Annotated in this window: 21 protein-coding genes; 5 read left to right on the plus strand and 16 right to left on the minus strand. The window is 30.6% G+C overall.

The window, feature by feature from the left end; all coding sequences use genetic code 11:
- Positions 1-7: 7 nt before the first annotated feature.
- The 9 genes from E0F76_RS10365 to E0F76_RS10405 form a co-directional block, all read right to left on the minus strand.
- The gene (locus tag E0F76_RS10365; RefSeq protein WP_132005240.1) at positions 8-1,045 is read right to left on the minus strand and encodes a glycoside hydrolase family 130 protein; all 1,038 of its coding nucleotides are present in this window, start codon (positions 1,043-1,045) and stop codon (positions 8-10) included.
- 503 nt (positions 1,046-1,548) lie between these two features.
- Positions 1,549-2,454: a DnaJ C-terminal domain-containing protein gene (locus tag E0F76_RS10370; protein ID WP_132005243.1), complete on the minus strand. Its 906-nt coding sequence runs from the start codon at positions 2,452-2,454 to the stop codon at positions 1,549-1,551.
- 134 nt (positions 2,455-2,588) lie between these two features.
- Positions 2,589-3,752: a phospholipase D-like domain-containing protein gene (locus E0F76_RS10375; protein ID WP_132005246.1), complete on the minus strand. Its 1,164-nt coding sequence runs from the start codon at positions 3,750-3,752 to the stop codon at positions 2,589-2,591.
- Positions 3,753-3,926: 174 nt separating this feature from the next.
- Positions 3,927-4,679 (minus strand): triose-phosphate isomerase, encoded by a 753-nt coding sequence (gene tpiA / locus E0F76_RS10380; protein ID WP_132005249.1) that lies wholly within the window; start codon positions 4,677-4,679, stop codon positions 3,927-3,929.
- A gap of 28 nt (positions 4,680-4,707) precedes the next feature.
- On the minus strand, positions 4,708-5,205 hold the full coding sequence (locus E0F76_RS10385; protein WP_132005251.1) for a TlpA family protein disulfide reductase: 498 nt from the start codon (positions 5,203-5,205) through the stop codon (positions 4,708-4,710).
- Between the two features lie 68 nt (positions 5,206-5,273).
- Positions 5,274-5,549, minus strand: a complete 276-nt coding sequence (locus E0F76_RS10390; protein ID WP_132005254.1) for a hypothetical protein — start codon at positions 5,547-5,549, stop codon at positions 5,274-5,276.
- Positions 5,550-5,562: 13 nt separating this feature from the next.
- On the minus strand, positions 5,563-6,663 hold the full coding sequence (locus E0F76_RS10395) for a BT_3928 family protein (protein WP_132005257.1): 1,101 nt from the start codon (positions 6,661-6,663) through the stop codon (positions 5,563-5,565).
- A gap of 124 nt (positions 6,664-6,787) precedes the next feature.
- Complete coding sequence (locus E0F76_RS10400) at positions 6,788-7,138, minus strand: four helix bundle protein (protein WP_132005260.1); 351 nt, start codon at positions 7,136-7,138, stop codon at positions 6,788-6,790.
- Between the two features lie 64 nt (positions 7,139-7,202).
- Entirely contained in the window at positions 7,203-7,745 is a 543-nt protein-coding gene (locus tag E0F76_RS10405; protein ID WP_132005263.1) for a DUF1599 domain-containing protein, read from the minus strand.
- Positions 7,746-7,835: 90 nt separating this feature from the next.
- On the opposite strand from E0F76_RS10405, the gene folP reads away from it, so the two are divergent.
- Positions 7,836-8,660 carry a dihydropteroate synthase gene (folP, locus tag E0F76_RS10410; RefSeq protein WP_132005266.1) on the plus strand — a complete coding sequence of 275 codons (825 nt, stop codon included), beginning with the start codon at positions 7,836-7,838 and terminating at the stop codon, positions 8,658-8,660.
- A gap of 4 nt (positions 8,661-8,664) precedes the next feature.
- Complete coding sequence (locus E0F76_RS10415) at positions 8,665-9,279, plus strand: hypothetical protein (RefSeq protein ID WP_132005269.1); 615 nt, start codon at positions 8,665-8,667, stop codon at positions 9,277-9,279.
- A gap of 71 nt (positions 9,280-9,350) precedes the next feature.
- On the opposite strand, the gene rlmH is transcribed toward E0F76_RS10415, so the two are convergent.
- Complete coding sequence (gene rlmH / locus E0F76_RS10420) at positions 9,351-9,824, minus strand: 23S rRNA (pseudouridine(1915)-N(3))-methyltransferase RlmH (RefSeq protein WP_132005272.1); 474 nt, start codon at positions 9,822-9,824, stop codon at positions 9,351-9,353.
- 276 nt (positions 9,825-10,100) lie between these two features.
- Between rlmH and E0F76_RS10425 the strand changes: the two genes are divergently transcribed.
- Positions 10,101-11,336 carry an ammonium transporter gene (locus E0F76_RS10425; RefSeq protein WP_181954038.1) on the plus strand — a complete coding sequence of 412 codons (1,236 nt, stop codon included), beginning with the start codon at positions 10,101-10,103 and terminating at the stop codon, positions 11,334-11,336.
- 80 nt (positions 11,337-11,416) lie between these two features.
- Here E0F76_RS10425 and E0F76_RS10430 read toward each other — a convergent pair whose 3' ends face one another.
- The 4 genes from E0F76_RS10430 to arsC form a co-directional block, all read right to left on the minus strand.
- The gene (locus E0F76_RS10430; protein ID WP_132005278.1) at positions 11,417-11,620 is read right to left on the minus strand and encodes a GldL-related protein; all 204 of its coding nucleotides are present in this window, start codon (positions 11,618-11,620) and stop codon (positions 11,417-11,419) included.
- A 4-nt stretch (positions 11,621-11,624) separates the two neighbouring features.
- Positions 11,625-11,801, minus strand: coding sequence for a hypothetical protein (locus E0F76_RS19320; RefSeq protein WP_165932679.1), 177 nt, complete (start codon positions 11,799-11,801; stop codon positions 11,625-11,627).
- A 403-nt stretch (positions 11,802-12,204) separates the two neighbouring features.
- Positions 12,205-14,646 (minus strand): outer membrane beta-barrel family protein, encoded by a 2,442-nt coding sequence (locus tag E0F76_RS10435; protein WP_132005281.1) that lies wholly within the window; start codon positions 14,644-14,646, stop codon positions 12,205-12,207.
- A 90-nt stretch (positions 14,647-14,736) separates the two neighbouring features.
- Positions 14,737-15,078, minus strand: a complete 342-nt coding sequence (gene arsC / locus E0F76_RS10440) for an arsenate reductase (glutaredoxin) (RefSeq protein ID WP_132005284.1) — start codon at positions 15,076-15,078, stop codon at positions 14,737-14,739.
- A gap of 116 nt (positions 15,079-15,194) precedes the next feature.
- On the opposite strand from arsC, the gene E0F76_RS10445 reads away from it, so the two are divergent.
- Both E0F76_RS10445 and E0F76_RS10450 read left to right on the plus strand, forming a co-directional pair.
- A complete protein-coding gene (locus E0F76_RS10445) occupies positions 15,195-16,109 on the plus strand; it encodes a CPBP family intramembrane glutamic endopeptidase (RefSeq protein WP_132005287.1) in 915 nt (304 codons plus the stop codon).
- Between the two features lie 21 nt (positions 16,110-16,130).
- The gene (locus tag E0F76_RS10450) at positions 16,131-17,192 is read left to right on the plus strand and encodes an AMP-binding protein (RefSeq protein ID WP_132005289.1); all 1,062 of its coding nucleotides are present in this window, start codon (positions 16,131-16,133) and stop codon (positions 17,190-17,192) included.
- Positions 17,193-17,340: 148 nt separating this feature from the next.
- Here the strand turns inward: E0F76_RS10450 and E0F76_RS10455 are convergent, their stop codons facing one another.
- Together E0F76_RS10455 and E0F76_RS10460 are read right to left on the minus strand one after the other, a co-directional pair.
- Positions 17,341-17,772, minus strand: coding sequence for a DoxX family protein (locus E0F76_RS10455; RefSeq protein WP_132005292.1), 432 nt, complete (start codon positions 17,770-17,772; stop codon positions 17,341-17,343).
- A 95-nt stretch (positions 17,773-17,867) separates the two neighbouring features.
- Complete coding sequence (locus tag E0F76_RS10460; protein ID WP_132005295.1) at positions 17,868-19,493, minus strand: acyl-CoA carboxylase subunit beta; 1,626 nt, start codon at positions 19,491-19,493, stop codon at positions 17,868-17,870.
- Positions 19,494-19,540 lie beyond the last annotated feature (47 nt).

Below are 19,540 nucleotides of genomic sequence, written 5' to 3' on the forward strand. Positions count from 1 at the left end.
ACCTTATTTAAGGCTGTTTTCTTAATTCTAAAAGCAATTCATTTATATCCATTTTGGCTACAGCGATATGTTTATCTGCTGCTCCATAATATACGAATAGTTCATTTCCAAACAAGGAAGAACCCGTTGGGAAAACGACATTGTCAACCAATCCTTCCATTTCCCATTGTTTAGCTGGGGAAAAAAGCGGGTAGGGCAATCTTGAAATTTCTATTTCTGGTTTTTCTAAATGTAAAAGCGCTGCTTTTGCATGATAAATTTTTCCAGTTGTGGTTTCATGTACACCATGATAAATTAACAGCCATCCGTCCTTAGTTTCAATTGGAGGTACGCCAGCTCCAATGTAATTCATTTCATAAGCATCTTTGGGATCCAAAATAATATGATCGGTTAAATTCCTAAGATAATCTTCCCAAAAAGAAAGGGTTAAATCTTCCCATTTATCGAATTTTACAATTTGAATTCCAGGCCAAATGCGGTGTAAAAGGACAAATTGTCCGTTTATTTTTCTAGGAAACAATACAACATCTTTGTCGCGAAGTAGTCTATTTTTATCTCCTGCTATTCCTATTTGGGAAAAAAGATTATAATATTGATGGTATTTTGGATTTAGTTTTGCTGGATTAGAGCGATTTACATGACTTTCATATTCTTGATAATTAACTTCAGGGGTAATTATTCCGTGTTTTTCAAAATGAATTAAATCTTTTGATGTGGCAAATGCTCCTGTAATATTTATACTGTCATAAGCCGTATAGGTTAGATAATAAACATCTTCGATTTTTACTATTCTGGGATCTTCAAGACCATGGTTTTCATAATCAAATTCACGTTTAATTAATGGATGATTTAATCTTTCTACGATATTCATTGGACCATCTGATTTTGCATATCCTATTGTCGAAAAATTACCATTCTGAACAGCTCTGTAAAAAATATGAACTGTATTTCCTTCTTGAAAAATGCCTGGATTTAACACCGCATTGTTTTCAAATTCATTTTCGGTGGGACTTAGTAAAATACCATGTTTTTCTATTGTAATCATGATTTAAGATATTAAAAATACTATAGTTTATTTTTATTTTCAATTGAATTGGTTGTCTTTACTTTCTCTAACCTTTTGGAATTTCCTCTAAAAAGAAAATTAATTTTTAAAGCCTCTAGATCTTCATTTAGTTTAATACTGGCTTTATTGATATTGGTAAATGTAGAATCAATTTTCTAAACTAATTTGGGGTCATTAGCAAGGTAATTTATTGTTCCTTTTCCGTTTTTGATATTGAGGATTGTATCGTTTAGATCAGTAATAACTTTATTTAATTCAATAGAGGAATTCCTTAAATTCAGAAGGACTTCTAAAAACTTCTTTAAAAAAACTTCCAGCAAATTCAGAGAGTTCACCAATATCAAATACGAAAGCCTTAAATGATTCGATTATTTTAAAAATAGTATTCATTTGTATAGATGAATTATTTTGAAAAAGTGGGGCTAGTCAAATATACAAATAAACAGTTGATTTATAGTGGTTTTTAGTATGATTCGTCAAGTTTAGTCTTTTTTCAACTTGGACAATTCCTCAAATAACTCAATTTCTTTTTCAGTAAGGTTTGAGGGAATTTTTATTTGGTATTCTATGTACAAATCACCAAAACTGCCTTCCTTTTTATAAACAGGAAATCCTTTTCCTTTGAGTTTTACTTTTGTTCCGTTTTGGGTTCCTGGGGCTACTTTGAGTTTTACTTTACCGTCAAATGTATCTACTGTTATTTCACCACCTAAGATGGCAGTGTATAAGTCAATATCAACTGTAGCGTACAAATTGTGTTTGTCCAGTTTAAAGTTGGTGTTATTTTCTATAGTGAAAGTAATGTATAAATCTCCTTTTGGTCCACCATTTCTTCCTTCGCCACCTAGTCCACTAATTTTTATTTGTTGCCCATTTTCTACACCAGCTGGGATAGTAAGACGAATATTTTTTCCATTAATGGTTAAAGTTCTTTTATCGGTTTTATAGACCTCTCGTAAATTAAGTTGTAATTGGGTATTAAAATCTTCTCCTTTTGATTGAGCACTACGACTTCTTCCTCTGGCACCACTACCACCAAACATGGATTCAAAAAAATCGGAATAATCACCACCTCCAGAAAATCCTCCAAATCCACCAAAATCACCTTGTTGACTTCCTCTTCGAGATTGTTGTTGCTGTCTTGATTTCTCGAATTCTTCGGAATGTTTCCAATTTTCGCCATATTGATCGTATTTTTTGCGATTTTCGGGATTGCTCAAAACTTCATTGGCTTCATTTATTTCTTTGAATTTCTGTTCCGCTTCTTTATTATTGGGATTTAAGTCTGGATGGTATTTTCGGGCTAGTTTACGAAATGCTTTTTTCACTTCGGCTTCCGTTGCACTTTTATTAATTTCCAATACTTTATAATAGTCGATAAATGCCATTTTTAATTTTATTTTTTTATTAATTCAAATCTTTGAATTCTGTAAAATGAAAGAGATTCGTGTTATTTTTTAGTCCTCTTAATTCTACTATAAATATAGTGAAATTCTTGCCTTTTGAATAGGTAAATTAGTATTTAATACAATTTTTTAAAACGCTTCTGAGGTAAGTAGGTGATGATAATTTCTATGAGTCTCGTAATCCAATACGATGTCCAATTGATGAATTTAGAAGATATTCCACTTTTTAATTTTAGTGATTCTGGTGTTATCCTTTCAGATTGCTCCATTATTTTTTCAAGTTCCAAAATAAATTTATTTGAAAATTCAGTTGAATTAATTCCCACATTCATTTCGATACTGGCATAAGAACTCAAATTATTGAGGTTAAAGGATCCAATTGTTGTCCATTTATTATCAACAACCGCTGCTTTTCCGTGCAAATTTGATTTTTTCCACTCGTAAAGTTCAATATTATTATTCAAAAGTTTGGAATATAAATAACAACTCGCACGTCGTGCAATAGGTACATCAGAAATTCCGGAAAGTATTAATCTGATTTTTACATTATTGTGAGAGGCTTCTTTAAGAGCTTTAATCAATTTTTTGCCTGGAAGAAAATAACTGCCAACAATTACTATATCTTTCTTCGCATTGCGAAAGTGGTTTATATAGGCATTACTGATTTCAGTTTTTCTTTTCAGCCAATCATTTTGAAGGATGTCTACAGAAATTTCTTCGAAATCTTGATAAACTGATGCGATTTTTTTTCTGTTGATTTGTTTCTTTCTATAATAGATATCCATACAATTTTTAGAAAGCGACAAAGCAATCTTCTCGTCATTTAATTGAACAGCATAATCAAGCCATGGCGTTGAGGTTGCTTTACCAAAATATTTATCTGCAATATTAATGCCACCTATTAAAGCAATTTTTGAATCTGCAACAACTATTTTGTGATGCAATCTTCTTCCTAGATAGAAACTATTTGTGGAGAATAAAGGAGAAAAAAACCGAATGTTAATGCCAATTTCTTTGAGTTCAATTATTAGTTCCTCTGGAAATGAAAATGAGCCAAAACCATCTATAAGGATATAAATTTTGACATTTCTGCTAGCCGCTTCTTTTAAAGCTTCAATTATTTTTTTTCCAATTACATCATTTTCGAAAATATAAGTTTGGATATGAATCTCAATTTTAGATTCTAAAATTAGCTGTTCCAAACGATTAAAAAAGTCTTCACCGCTGTAAACAAGGGTTATGAATTCAGTTGGAGAATACGTTTCGATTTGATTTAGCATTGTATATTGAAAAACATTTTTGAGATAATAATGTTTACTCAAAATTACATAATTCTATTCATTAGAACTTAGAATTTGGCACAAAAAAATCCCCAACTATTTTTACATAATTGAAGATTATTTTTTTAAATCATTTACGATTTTAAACCAATATATTTTAATTTAAAGGAGTTTTTAGATTGCGTTTACAATAGCTAAAAAATCTTTTGCGCTAAGAGCAGCACCACCAATTAAACCACCATCTACATCTGGTTTAGAGAAAATTTCTTTGGCATTATCTGGTTTTACACTACCACCGTAAAGAATGGAAACATCTTCAGCGATATCACTTCCAAATGCTTTACGAACCGTTTCTCTAATGAATTCGTGCATTTCTTGCGCTTGTTCTGGACTAGCAGTTTCACCTGTTCCAATTGCCCAAACAGGCTCATAAGCCAAAACAATTTTCTCCCAGTTTTTAGCTTCTATATGAAATAAGCCATCACGTAATTGATTTTCAACAATATTAAAATGATTACCAGATTGACGGTCTTTCAATTCTTCTCCAAAACAGAAAATAACTGTCATATCATGACTTAAAGCTGCATCTACTTTGTTTGCAATCAAGGCATCATTTTCATTAAAAATAGCTCTACGCTCAGAATGACCAAGGATCACAGTATTTACACCAATGTTTGTAAGCATATCTCCAGAAATTTCTCCTGTATATGCTCCATTTTGTGCTTGGTGCATGTTTTGTGCAGCAACACTAATGTTTGTAGATTTTAATTGACTAACTGCTAAAGCTAAGTTTACAAATGTAGGAGCAACAATTACTTCTGCGCTTGCTTCAGCTGAAACCTGTGCTATTAATTCATTTAACAATTCAGTTGTTTGTTCTGCATTTTTGTTCATTTTCCAGTTTCCTGCAACAATCTTCTTTCTCATTTTAGTTGTGTTTGTAATTATAATTATATTATTTTTTTAATTCTTCTAAAGTGGTATTAATTTTTTTAAAATCGGTTTCAATTGCTCTATAAATTACAATTTTACCAGTTTTATCAATGACGATATAACTTGGAATCCAATTTAAATCTATTCCTTTTCCAAAAACTCCTTCCATTTGGTCGTTAGCCATAAAATGGTCCCCTTTAAGCTCGTATTTTACAATACCTGTTTTCCAATTTTCAACTGTTTTATCCATAGAAATGAACACATAACCGATATCAGGATTATTAGCTTGTAATTCTTTAATTTTTGGCATTGCTTTTACACAATCTCCACACCAAGAAGCCCATAGTTCAATTACCAAAGTTTTACCTTTATGTTTTTTTAAAATATCTTGAAATGCAACTTGGCTTCCATCAGAAGCTAATAAATTTTCAGTCAAAACTTCTTTTGAAAATTTTGTTTTTTGAGCTTTTGAACATGAAACGATTGTAAAAGTAATCAATAAGGCTAGTATTTTAGTCATTAAATAGTTGTTTTAGTCTGCATTTTATTAACGCAATTGTTGTAGTTGTAAATTTTTTTGGAATCTGTTTATTTTTTATCAAGTTTATTCTCTTCTTTTTTCAAAAATAGTTGTTTAGATCTTTTCTTTCCTTTGGTAAAATATATTTTTTTAATAGAATAAATAATATAAACTCCTGAACTTGCCATTAAAGTACATCCTAATATTACATAAAATGTAGAACCTAATGGAACCTCATACCAAGTCGAGATTTCATCAAGAATATAAAATCCTAATCCAAAAATGAAAAAGCATGCAAAAACATACCCTAATTTCCTTTTCTTTCTTACTTTTCTACTACTCATACACTCAGTTGTATTACAATTTTAAATCATCAATATCATTATAATGCACTTTTTGTTTTATGGTTCCATAATTCAATAAAACAAAACTTGGATTGGCTCTTTCAATTGTTTTTAAAGTTGTTGCGTCACAAAAAAGAATATCAAATGGAATTCTATATTTCATTTTAACACTTGAAATAACCTCTTTTGAAGATCCTGTAAGCATGGCTACATAATAACCTTTAGAAAGCGCTTTTTCATATAATTTAACATTGTTTTTTAAAACTTCTGTATTTGATTTTTCTAAATTATATGCCACAATTAATAATACTTTATCTTTTGAGAGAATGATTTGGGTGTTGTCTTGGCCCTCTAACTCTAGTTTGAAATCATGTATTGGAGGGACATAACCTTGCACAATAACTTTATCAATTCTATCAACAAATGTTGCCCCTTCAGGAAGTGACATCAAATCTTTTTCGGTAAATTCTTTGTCAACACCATTTACTTTATAAATAAACACCATTTCTACTTGAGATTTAGCAGCATTTTCAGGAATTTCCATAGATGTTCTAATGTTTGTCCCTACTTTATAAGGTCTGAAATCTTTTAATGGTAAATGATTAATTACCCAATATCCCATAAAAGCACAAAGGCCTATACTAAGGTAAGTTATAGTATTTTGAATACTATTCGAAAATAAAGGTTTTATTAGCTTTTTATTGAAAAACAAAATTAAGATGAAAAACAGTAGAATAATATCTTTTGAAAACGATTGCCAAGGGGTTAAATGCAAAGCATCTCCAAAACAACCGCAGTCTTTTACTACATTAAAATAAGCGGAATAAAAAGTAAGGAAAGTGAATAAAACGACTAGAAGCAATAAACTCCAAATGGTGTTTTTCGATTTGTAACCAATGAGAAGCAAGACTCCTAAAACTACTTCTAATATAACCAAGAAGAGTGCAATTGCTAATGTAAAAGGAATAAAAAAAGGCATGTTAAATACAGGCTCACTAAAATATTCATCTAATTTATAGGAGAAACCAATGGGGTCATTTAATTTTATCAATCCTGAAATAATAAATAATATTCCAACAAATAGTCTGGAGAATTGTGTGATGATGTTTTTCATAAATTTTTTTTAAATTCTAAATTTTTTAAATTCCAAATAGCAAAAGACAAATAACAAATAAATTCCAATTATTAATTTTTTGAATTTTCAAAACTCAAAAATGGTAAATGAAATTTTAGCTAGTTTAGGATGACTTTTCTATTATTGATGAAAATATTTTTTTGAGTTCGTCTGATTCCTGTATTAAAATATTTATTTCTGCTTCAAATTCAATATTTGTAGCTTTCATTATTTTTAACCAATAGCTACTTTCCTTAGCTTCTTTTCTGCAAATTTTAATCCTAAAGCAAAAATCTTTCTTGCTTAAAGATTCATTTGCCTCAATATAATTTGCTCCTACAGATCCAGAAGATCTAACATATTGTTTAGCATCTTCAATATTGGAAATTGTACGAGGTAATTTCTTTAAAAATAGCCTAGAACTTATTGCAAATTTCAAAGTCCGTTCTTCTAAATCGTATTTTTTAGGTTCCAATAGTTTCTAAATTTTTAGATTTTTTTAATTTTGAATTTATTTGTTATTTGTCTTTTGATATTTGTTATTTAACATTTTTCATTAAAATTAAAGCAAATACAGCATAATTGATCATGTCCTGATAGTTTGCGTCTATTCCTTCTGAAACCAATGTTTTTCCTTTATTATCTTCAATTTGTTTAACACGAAGTAGTTTTTGCAAAATCAAATCCGTTAAAGAACTGACTCTCATTTCACGCCAAGCTTCCCCATAATCATGGTTTTTATTTTCCATTAATTCCTTGGTGAGTTTTACTTTCGAGTCGTATAATTGAGTCGCTTTTTCTACATCAACATCAGGTTGATCGACAACGCCAAGTTCTAATTGAATCAAAGCCATAATAGAATAATTGATGATTCCAATGAATTCACCAGTTTCGTCTTCATCTACTTTTCGAACTTCATTTTCTTGTAAACTTCTTATTCTTTGTGCTTTGATAAAGATTTGGTCGGTTAAAGATGGGTGTCTCAAAATGCGCCAAGCACTACCGTAATCTTTCATTTTATTGATAAAAAGAGTTCGGCAAACCGAAATCACCATATCGTATTCTTGTGAAGTATTGTTCATTTAATGCTGTATATTTGTCTAAAATTTCTTCAAAAATAAGGAATAATTATTGGATTGAAGGATGATGATTAATGATTTTTTATTTAGAAAATGACAATACACTGCAACGGACAACTTATCGATTTATCAAGCCCCAAAGTAATGGGAATTTTAAATATAACTCCCAACTCTTTTTTTGATGGTGGGAAATACAAAAGTGATAAAGAAATAGTGTTTCAAGTTGAAAAAATGTTGAATGATGGTGCAACATTTATTGATATTGGCGCCTATTCCAGTAAACCTAAAGCGGAGTTTGTTTCAGAAGCAGAAGAACTGCAAAGAATTGTTCCTATTGTCCAACTTATTTTACAAAAATTCCCCGAAACTATTCTTTCTATTGATACTTTTAGAAGCGAAGTGGCCAAGGTTTGCATAGAAAATGGAGCTGCAATGATCAATGATATTTCGGCTGGAAATCTTGACGATGTGATGTTAGCAACCATTGCTAAATACAATGTACCTTACATAATGATGCACATGCGTGGTACGCCAAAAACGATGCAAACATTGACAGATTATGAAAATATTGTCAAAGAAATACTATTTTATTTTTCAGAAAAAGTGGCACTAGCTCGAAGTTTTGGAATAAATGATTTGATTGTAGATCCTGGTTTTGGTTTTTCCAAAACACTAGAACAAAATTATGAAGTTTTGCAAAAACTAACATTGTTTGAAATGTTAGAATTGCCTTTGTTGGCAGGTTTTTCGAGAAAATCAATGATTTATAAGTCATTAAATTCCAGTGCGGAAGAATCGCTTAACGGAACTACAGTTTTAAATACAATTGCATTGACAAAGGGTGCCAAAATTCTTCGGGTTCATGATGTGAAAGAAGCAATGGAATGTATTACTTTGTTCAATAAAATCAAACAATAAAATAATGAAATATTTTAGTTTAGTATTCCTTTTTATTTTGTTTTCCTGTGGCAACAAAGAAGATATTTTGTTGTCAAAATCAAATGTTACCATCGTTTCAAATGTAGTAGATCATTCTCCTATTTATATTTTTTTTAGAACTAAAGAAAAAGATACTTTAGCCGAAGTAAATAGAAAAAACTCCATTATTTCAACCAACTGGATTCTGAATATAGACAAGCGATTGCCTTTGCGATTGGTAATTCCCGAAGTTATGAAATTGCAAGATAAAAAGCGAAATGAAGTCGCTCACAAAAACGAATTGGCGCAAAATTATTATTCCTATGCCGATAGTATTCATAAAAATTTGGCCTTTCTTCCATTCACAAAAGTGTATTATGTTAAGGAGAAACCGAAGTCTAGTTTTATTGTTTTTTTTTCTAAAAAAAATGAAATTTTTGTCGATGGTTTCCCAGGAAGTCATGAAGAATTAAAATCATTTTTAAATAGTTTTCCAAAAGAGAAACTCGGAATAATTAGGTTTGGTTTTGCTAAAGAGTTGTCTTTTGGTACTTATATCCAAAACAAAGTTTTAATTCAAAGTTTAAAAATTGAAACCAAAGAAGAGTTTATTTATTAGTTTCTATCTGACCACTTTTTATTTACTTGGACTGACTACTGATCACTAAAAACTGACAACTGACTAATTCTTTATTGATGATGATAAGGTTCATTCTTTAAAATCGTGAATCCGCGATACAATTGTTCGATAAAAAACAAACGTACCATTTGGTGAGAGAACGTCATTAGCGAAAGCGAGATTTTCCCATTTGCTTTTGCATGAACAGTATCCGAAAAACCATAAGGGCCACCAATAACAAATACCAAAGTTTTTACTCCCGAATTCATTTTTTTTTGCATTGCTGATGAAAATCCAACACTCGAATATGTTTTTCCGTTTTCGTCCAATAAAATGAGTTGGTCTGTTGGTGTAATTTTTGCCAAAATCAATTCGCCTTCTTTTTCTTTTTGTTGACTTTCTGATAAGTTTTTCACGTTTTTAATATCAGGAATAACTTCTAAATCGAACTTAATATAAAAAGACAACCGTTTTTGATATTCCTCAATTAAGTATTGTAAGTTTTTATTATCAGTTTTGCCAATGGCTATGAGTTTGATGTTCATATTGAGGTATTAAATAACCACAAAGGTATAAAAATGAGAATTAAATAATTAGGAATGCTTTTATTGTTTTTATTTTGTGGTATTTTCTAAAAACGGAATATATATGTGTTTTTAAAGGTGACACTCCTGTTTTTTTAGGGTATTGTTGTTTTAAATAGTGTAAGATTAGGTGGTGTGCCACCTATTTATATTTATTAATAGTAAAATTTATTAAAAATGAAAATTAATTATTATAACATTTTGTTTAAATTTGCACAAAATTAAATATATACGATTATGTTAGATGTAGGGTTAACCACTTTTATGATTCTTGCCACAAGTTTGGTAATGTTGATGACTCCCGGACTTGCCTTTTTTTATGGAGGATTGGGATGTAACAAAAATATTTTAAGTATAATGATGCAAAGTTTTGTTTCTATGGGAATAGGAACCATACTCTGGTTTGCTTTTGGTTATTCGGTTTGTTTTAGTGGAAATATGAGTTCGGGAACTGATTTTTTTGGGATAATTGGAAATTTTGATAAAGCTTTTTACCACGGCATAACCCCATCTACGTTATATTCTGCTGATAAACGATTTCCTGAATATATATTTATTGCATACCAAATGATGTTTGCCATTATTACTCCTGCATTAATTACTGGAGCATTTATTAATAGAGTTACTTTTAAGTCCTATGTATTCTTCCTTATATTTTGGCAAATATTCGTTTATTACCCTTTTGTTCACATGATTTGGGGAGGTGGATTGCTTGCTGAATGGGGCGTTTTTGACTTTGCAGGTGGAATTACAGTACATGCAACTGCGGGTTTTGCTGCTTTAGCTTCCGTATATTTTGTTGGAAAAAGAAATCATCAAAAAAATGAACCTAATAATATTCCTTTGGTGGCTATTGGTACTGCATTGCTTTGGTTTGGTTGGTACGGATTTAATGCTGGAAGTGAATTAGCAGTTAATTCAATTACTATTTCATCCTTTTTAAACACTGATACTGCTGCTTCTTTTGCAGCCATTACTTGGTTGTTGATTGAATGGAATACAGGCAAAAAGAAACCAACCTTTATAGGACTAATGACGGGTGCAGTTGCTGGTTTAGCAACCATAACACCTGCAGCAGGATATGTAGATATCTATTCTTCAGCAGTGATTGGAATTATTGCCGCTTGTGGATGCTTTTTGGCTGTAAAATATAAAGAAAAGAAAGGTTGGGATGATGCATTAGATGTATGGGGAGTTCATGGAATGGGAGGGATTATAGGAACTATTTGCTTAGGTTTTTTTGCAAATAGTACTATAAATTCAGCAATTCCTAATGGTTTATTTTTTGGAGGAGACGGAATGCTGTTGTTTAAAGAATGTGTTGCGATTTTGTTTGCTACAACTTATGCTTTTGGTTTTACAGTATTATTGTTTAAAATTATTAATAGATTTATTCCTGTTCGTGTAAACGATATAGATGAAGAATTAGGACTGGATTTAACCCATCATGGTGAGGTTGCAAGACAGCGCTAAATTTTAGCATCCTAAATAAATAAAAAAGGCATTCTCAATTTTGATTTGAGAATGCCTTTTTTATTATGCCAATTTGTAAATTAACTATCCAAAAATGAATCTGATTTATTTTTCTTGAATAATTTTATTATCAATAAAATACCAGCTATAGCTTCGAAAGTCATTCCTATAATTAAAAAAAAACTGGTTATATCTTGACGCTCGTTTGTTATTTTGAAAACAGCACCAATTACAGTAAGCACTGCTCCAATAAGAAATAATATAAGGATTTGCGGATTTTTCATAAAATTATTTGCCTTTGATTTTTAATGCAACTTCTCTAATTAATAAAGAAGATAATGCTCCAATGGCAAATATAGCTAAAAATTCAACTGTTCGGATAGTGCCGTGATCTATAATTCTTGTATAATTGCCAATGGCTAATATTAGCAATATTGCAATAATCAAGGTTCTATTATTTTTCATAAATTTTTAATTTAAGAGTTTCAAATAAATTGAATAAATCTAAAAATTCTTATGAAAACACTATCAAATGTAATCAGGATATTTGTCTTAATGCCATTAGTTAATTAATTTTTAATAGGATAGTTTTATAAAAAAAAATCATTATTGTCCGATAAAATTAATTCTTTATAAAAGTACAGTCCCTACGGGACAAATCACATATTACAACTTTCTTACTACCAATACTTAACCTCTACGAGGTGTGCTCCGTGAGGAGCAAAATATTGGTAGAAATAAATCAAGTCAATCTCATCCTAATGTCCCTTAGGGACTGTACCTATTCTGTTTTATCTATTGAGAAAAGATTTAATCGGACAACAATTAAAAAAAATGTAGAATGATTTTTTTTGCATTTTTTTTAGTGTTAATACTCTTCACCACCATTATCTGATTCTCTTTTTTGAGGTTTTTCTTTTTCCTTTGGTTTATTGAATCGATAAGTAAATGATAAATTAATTTGCCTAGTACGCCATTGCATTTCGCTATAGGAGTTTAGGACACCAGGAATAAATGTATCATATTTCCTTTTTCTAGAATTAAACACATCCTGAACATTGAGCGCTAAGGTTCCTTTTTCTTTGAACATATCTTTACTAAAACCTAAATTTGCACTCATGTTACCTAAAACACGACCTTGTGATGTACTTTGAGGTCCATTATAAGTTACATTTGATTGCCAATCAATTTTGTAGGGTAATGTTATTTTAGAAGTCAATCGTGTAAACCAAGAACTAGCATTGTTGTCAAAATTTTGAGTAATAAGTACATTTTGTGAATTAGTATAGGTATAATCTCCTTTAGTATCGACTTTGAAAAAATTAAAATTAGTATTTAATTTCCACCATTTATAGGGTGAATAATTCAATGTAAATTCGAATCCAAAACGGTTTTCTGTGGCTAGATTTATTGGTGTGCTTAAAATTACAGGAGTTCCATTTACAAAATCGCCATTTTCTCTTCGGATGAATTGAAACGAATCTGTTGTTTTATTTGCATACATCGAAGTATTAAACGTTAGTTTATTCCAACGTTTTAAGTAGCCAAAATCCAATGAATTTGTAAAAGCAGGATTCAAATCGGGATTTCCTTTAAAAATATTGATATTACTAGTGTAATTGGAAAATGGATTGATCATTCTTCCTCTTGGTCTTGAAATTCTTCGACTATAACTGATCGACGTACTACTTTCATCTGATATTTCATAGGTAACGAAAGCACTTGGAAAGAAATTGTTGTACTTTTTGGTGTTAAAATCATTTGTAACCAATTGATTGACATTGATTTTTGAATCCTCCCAACGCATTCCGAACAAGAATGATAATTTATTTATTTTTGTTCCTAATTGCGTGTATAAAGCATTCACTTTTTCTTTATAATCCAATATGTTCGTAAATTGATTGTTTGGAGTATAATTCCCAGAATTGTCTAAATTCCCCACTTTGTAATCTGTAAATAAACTATTGAAATTACCTTTATAGCCCATTTCAAACTGACTTTCTTTTCCAAAAGGCAAAACATAATCTGTTTGAATCAAACTTTCGTTTTGTTTCTGTGCACTACTTGTTTTTTCTAAAACAGCACTAGTTATTATGGAATTATCATTGTCTTTATCTTTTGAAAACGCCGCATCAATAGTAAATTTGTGTCCTTCTTTTTTGAATTTTTTAATAAAATTTGAAGTGTATTCCATATCTTGGCTATCGCTATTTTGTGTGCTATTGCGATACGTAGTAGAAACGTATTGGTGATTCAAATCATAATTATTATAAGTAACCGTTTCAGGACTGTTGCCATTGTTTTTTCTTATATTAAAAGCGTTTGTCCAAGTTGTTGAATTGTTAAGATACCAATCTAAACCAAAATTCGAATTATAACCTTCTCTTATTCGGTTGTTATTTTTGCTTTCATTAATATAATTTTTAGTACTTCCATCTGAATTTAGATATTCAGTATTTGTAAATGAATTTCCGGGATTCGTGCGGTAATTATAACCAGTTGTTGTAAATAAATTAAAATGTTCTGTTTTGTAATTAATATTCCCAGAAACTCCATAATTTTCAGGATTACCTACAGATGTAATTAGTGCACCATTTAAACCTAGATTTTTTCCTTTTTTAAGAATAATATTCAATAATCCGCCACCTCCTTCTGAGTCATATCGCGCAGATGGATTGGTGACTACTTCGACTTTATCTATAGCATCGGCTGGAATTTGGCGTAGAGCTTCACTAATATTGATTGCATTTGATGGTCTTCCATCAATTAAAATTCGAACGTTACTGTTCCCGCGCAAACTCACAGTTCCATCTGAATCTACTGAAACGGATGGAATGTTATCTAAAACATCACTTACTGTTCCCCCTTTTACCATTAAATCTGCGCCTACGTTATATACTTTTTTGTCCAATTTTATAGAGACAGACGTTTGTTCAGTCCGAACCACAACTTCATTTAATTGTGTGGCATCTTCAATTAAAGCAATTTGCCCTAAATTTGTGCTTACTTCTAATTTTCTTTGCTTTAAAATTATTGGAGTAAATGATATAAATTCGATTTTAATATCATAATCACCAGGAATTACATCAATGTTAAAATCTCCCTTTTGATTGGTAATTCCTCCCGTTTTTGCCTTTGGATTTTTAGAGTTTAAAAATGTAATAGTAGCATATTCTAAAGGGTGTTTGCTGTTTTTTTCAATTACATTTCCAGTGATTTTTATTTTTGCAACCTGGGGGTTTTGTTGCGAATAATTAATTGAAAAGGTTAAAAGTAGGATAAAAATAAATAGGTACGTGATATTTTTCATCAATTGAAGTTTGTAAATTTAGATTGTTGGAAATGTATTTAGTTTAAAGGGCAGTTCATAAAATAATGTTAAAATATTTATGAAACATTTTTAAAGAATAGAATTTATGTTTTCTAATGGTCTTGCAATAATGGCTTTCTCTCCATTAATTACTATTGGTCTTTCAATTAGAATTGGATTTTCAACCATAACTTGAATAATTTCATCATCAGTCATTGGTTTCCCTTTGAAATTTAACATCCAAATTTTTTCTTTTTGGCGGACTAATTCTATTGGTGTTATACCAAGTTTTTCAATAATTTTTTTTAATTCCTCAAAACTTGGAATCGCTTCAAGATATTTAACAACTTCGAATTCTAAACCAGATTTCTCAATAAATGCAAGACATTCTCTCGATTTTGTACAGCGCGAGTTATGATAAATTTGAATCATAAAAAAGGGATTTATTTTTTTGCAAAGTAAGTGATAAAAACAGAAAAAAGTTTTAAATTCGGGATATTATAATAAGTGAATAACACTCCAATTCTAAATTAAATAAATTTTTGTAAATGTTTATAGAACAAGCCTATAAAGGAAATAATGCATGGTGGAGAGTTTTTATCACAACCTTTTTTACAGCTGGGATTTTTGTAGGCAACAGTATTGCCTATTTTATGATGTCAAAGGAGCAAATGGAAAATGTTTATAAATCAATGAATGAAATCCCCAATAATTGGTCACTTATATTAAATCTTACGCCATTTATGTTTTTGTTAGGGTTATTGTTTTTCTTGGTTCATAATTTGCATAAAAGAAACATAATATCATTAACTACTTCTAGAAAAAAAATCGATTATAATAGATTTTTTTTCTCTCTTGGATTAATTGTTTTGTTAAATGTTGTGGTTTTTGTTATTTCTTATTCAATTGATAATTCTATGATACAATGGAATTTTAACCCTTTAAAGTTCTCAATTTTATTTATAATTAGTTTGCTTTTTTTTCCATTCCAAATTGGGTTAGAAGAATATTTATTTAGAGGATATTTAATGCAACAAATAGGTGTAATTGCTAAAAACAGATGGTTTCCGTTACTATTCACTTCTATTGTTTTTGGATTATTTCATAGTGCCAATCCCGAAGTGGCCAAAATGGGTTTTGGTGTAATGATTTTTTATATTGGAACTGGTATTTTACTTGGAATAATGACTTTAATGGATGAAAGTATAGAACTAGCTTTAGGATTTCATTTAGGTAATAATCTTATGGCAGCGCTATTAATTACTTCAGATTTTACTGCTTTAAAAACAGATGCCCTTTTTAAATATTCAGGAGTTGAAAATCCTGTTGATATGTTAAATGAAATGATAGTTTCGATTCTAATTGTGTATCCGATTATCTTATATATATTTGCTAAAAGATATAAATGGATTAATTGGACTGATAAACTTACTGGCAAAATCCAACCAATAACTGAACAATAATTATACTAAAATAATATTATAATGAATAAAATAACATACAAAAACATACATAATCGTTTTAAACTGAATGGTTACCATATAAATTTAGAGCAAATGTATTATGTTGCTTACAGTTTCATAAAAGAAGGGGAACCTTTTGAGCAACATGTTGGTAATTTTTTATTGGATTGGTTTGATGATAAATCATTTATCGAATTACAGACTTCAGGTTCTACAGGAAATCCTAAAGTATTTAAAATCGAAAAACAAGCCATGTTAGATTCGGCATTGGCAACTGGTGATTTCTTTGGCTTAAAGCCAGGTGATACCATGTTACATTGTTTACCTACTAATTATGTAGCTGGTAAAATGATGTTCGTTCGTTCATTTATTTTAGGTTTAGATATGGAATTTGTAAAGCCAACATCAAACCCATTAAAAAACAATGAAAAAGTATATGATTTTTCTGCCATGGTTCCACTACAAGCTAAGAATTCATTGGACCAATTGAAAGCTGGGAAAATAAAAAAATTAATTATAGGCGGAGTTAAGGTGCATAAAGCATTAGAAGATGAGTTAGTAAAATTGCCAATGGAAATTTTCGAAACTTATGGTATGACTGAAACAATTACTCATATTGCAGCCAAAAAAATTGGAGAGAAAAATTTCACTGTTTTACCAAATGTAACCGTATCTGTAAATGAGGAACAGTGTCTTGTGATCAACGCAAAAAACATAAGTAATGATTTAATTGTTACTAATGACCTTGTGAATTTGGTTTCAGATACCCAGTTTAGTTGGAAAGGTAGAATTGACAATGTTATCAATAGTGGTGGTGTTAAAATATTACCTGAAGCAATCGAGGAAAAACTTTCTACATTGATTCCTAGACGTTATTTTATTTATGGACAAAAAGATGAAATACTGGGAAAAAAAATAGTTCTATTTGTCGAAGGAGAACCATTGGATATTCAAGATTCTGTGTTTAATGTACTTGACAAATTTGAAAAACCAAAAGAAATTAAATTTTTACCTAAATTTAAAGAAACGATGACAGGTAAAATTTTAAGAAGGCTCAGTATAGCTCAACTTACTAATAATTAAATAAAAAAAGAGAGGACTTAAAAAATCCTCTCTTTTTTGTTAGTGAAAAATATAGGTTTTAGTCCAATTGATTATGAATAAACGCGCTTTATATTTTATTTAGTTCTCTTAGTATTTATTGGAGGATTAAAAGAAACAGTAAACAATATTACTCGTCCATTTTAAAAAAATAATCAGCAGAATGTTTACCGCTACCGTATATCAAGAAAAAGATACAAATTGCAACTAAAGACAATGAAATTATTAAATTTTGCGAGTGCATTTCGCCCAAAAAATTGATGATAACGGCGCCAATTAAAATAGGTAGTTGTGCAATAATTGCCCATCTGGTGAGTAATCCAAATACAATTAAAATACCACCAAGAAAATGAGCGGAAGCAATATAATGTACCATAAACATTCCGAACATTCCACCATTGGATTTGTCAAAAGGGGCTAATAACTCTACTAAATATTGGATGTTTGTAATAAAAGTAACTCCTTTAGAAAACAAAAATACCCCTACTGCAATTCGAACTAAATCTACTGATAAATAAGTGTGCGCATTGGCCCATTTATTCAAACTTTTTACATTAGTCATAACATTTCAATTAAAAGTTAACACTAAGTTACTAATTTTTAACTAGAAATGCTCTAAATAATTCTTAAAATTGAAACCTAAAAAGTAGAATAAATTTAAACCTGAATAACCCCTAGATTGAATTTTTTCTCAATTGGAGCTTGATTTGCTGCTTCAATTCCCATAGAAATCCATTTTCTAGTATCCAATGGATCAATGATTGCATCAGTCCAAAGTCGTGATGCAGCATAATATGGAGAAGTTTGTTCGTCGTATCGTGCTTTTATTTTATCAAATAATGCAGCTTCTATAGCTTCATCAACGATTTCTCCTTTTGCTTTTAGCGAAGAAGCCTCGATTTGCGCTAAAACCTTGGCCGCTTGTGTTCCTCCCATAACGGCAAGTTCAGCACTTGGCCAAGCAACAATTAATCTAGGGTCATATGCTTTTCCGCACATGGCATAATTTCCGGCTCCATAGGAATTTCCTACTATTATAGTGAATTTTGGTACTACTGAATTAGATACAGCATTTACCATTTTAGCACCATCTTTTATGATTCCACCATGTTCCGATTTGGATCCTACCATAAACCCCGTTACATCTTGAATAAAAACTAATGGAATTTTTTTCTGATTGCAATTAGCGATAAATCGAGTGGCTTTATCGGCAGAATCAGAATAAATTACGCCTCCAAATTGCATTTCACCTTTATTGGTTTTAACCACTTTTCGTTGATTGGCAACTATTCCCACAGCCCAACCTTCGACCCTGGCATATCCTGTGATTATTGTTTGTCCATAGCCTTCTTTGTAGCCTTCGAACTCAGAATTATCTACCAAGCGTTTGATGATTTCCATCATGTCATATTGCTCATTTCGAGCTTTTGGCAAAATGCCATATATTTCATTTTCGTCTAATGCTGGTTTTTCGCATTTAATCCTACTAAAACCAGCCTTGTCGTAATCGCCAATTTTATTAACTATGTTTTTTATTTTGTCTAATGCGTCTTTGTCGTCTTTTGCTTTATAATCGGTTACACCCGAAATTTCGCAATGTGTAGTAGCGCCGCCAAGTGTTTCATTGTCTATGTTTTCTCCAATGGCTGCTTTAACTAAGTAACTTCCTGCTAAGAAAATACTTCCGGTTTTATCAACTATTAGAGCTTCATCACTCATAATTGGCAAATAGGCACCTCCAGCAACACAACTTCCCATCACAGCCGAGATTTGTATAATTCCCATGCTACTCATTAAAGCATTATTTCTAAAAATGCGTCCAAAGTGTTCTTTGTCAGGGAATATTTCATCTTGTAATGGTAAAAATACACCAGCACTATCCACTAAATAAATTATTGGTAATCTGTTTTCCATTGCAATTTCTTGGGCTCTTAGGTTTTTCTTTGCCGTTATTGGAAACCAAGCCCCAGCTTTTACAGTCGCATCATTGGCAACTACAATACATTGTTTTCCATTGATATAGCCTATTTTTACAACAACTCCTCCAGAGGGGCAACCACCATATTCTGCATACATTCCTTCTCCCACAAATCCACCGATTTCTATACGATTTTCTTTGTCAAGTAAATAATCGATGCGCTCTCTCGCAGTCATTTTTCCTTCGGCATGTAACTTTTTGATGCGTTCTTCACCACCACCCAATTTAACTTTAGTGAATTTATGTTTTAAGTTCGAAACTAAAAGTTTATTGTGGTCTTCGTTTTTATTGAAGTTCAAGTCCATATTGAAATTGTATTTGTGTTTAAAAAAGCGAACGCTAAATTACGAAA

The organism is Flavobacterium cellulosilyticum, from assembly GCF_004349355.1.
GTDB lineage: Bacteria > Bacteroidota > Bacteroidia > Flavobacteriales > Flavobacteriaceae > Flavobacterium > Flavobacterium cellulosilyticum.